This window comes from Stenotrophomonas sp. YIM B06876 (assembly GCF_030711595.1).
GTDB lineage: Bacteria > Pseudomonadota > Gammaproteobacteria > Xanthomonadales > Xanthomonadaceae > Stenotrophomonas.
Map to the genome: position 1 here is coordinate 1 of NZ_JAUJUJ010000431.1, position 667 is coordinate 667.

Consider the following 667-nt stretch of genomic DNA (forward strand, 5'->3'; position numbering starts at 1 on the left):
TGGGATCGAAATTGAGGTTGGCGTAGTTGCGCAGGTTGGTGCGGCCCAGGCCCGTGCCGAAGAACCAGCTGTCGCCGGTTTCCACCGCCAGGCTGCCGCCGACGAAGCCCCCGGATGCCGCCTGCAGCGATGGCAGCAGCCGTACCGGGCCCAGGGTGTAGACATGGTCCCAGCCGATGCGGGGCTGGGCGAAGTCCTGTGCCGGCGAGCGGAACCAGCCGATCCAGGCATTGCCCTCGCCGTAGGTGTAGCGCAGGTTCAGGTCGAGGCCGGGGGCGCTGGGCTGGCCGCCGCCCGCAGCACGGTAGGCACCCACGGTGAATTTGAACGGGGTCGTCGGGGTGGCGCTGCCGCCCGCGTCCTGCGGCCAGGCACTCTGCGCCAGGAGCAGGCCCAGACCAGCCATCCACGAAGTGCGTAGCAACATGGCTGGACTCTAGCAGCTGGGGTGCCCGACCTGGGCGCGTGGACAGGCGCTTAGTTGCGGCGGTGCGAGATGGAGGCGTCGATGGTGCCAAACACTTCGATACTGCTGCCGGCCGCTGCCGCGCCGCCAGCCCCGCTGGACGGGGCCGATGAGCAGGCGCCAAGGAGGCACAGGGTGGCAGTGAATGCCACGTTGAGCAAGAACTTCAAATCAACTCCTGGAATAGCATTCAGAAGCCGA

At 67.6% G+C, this 667-nt stretch carries 2 protein-coding genes; both read right to left on the reverse strand.

Going from position 1 to position 667, the window contains the following annotated elements; genetic code table 11:
* Positions 1 to 427, reverse strand: a 427-nt coding sequence (locus tag QZH66_RS17765; protein WP_305807137.1) for a hypothetical protein, incomplete at its 3' end; no start/stop codon positions are given.
* 50 nt (positions 428 to 477) lie between these two features.
* A partial coding sequence (locus QZH66_RS17770) for a hypothetical protein (RefSeq protein WP_305807138.1) occupies positions 478 to 667 on the reverse strand: 190 nt, incomplete at its 5' end.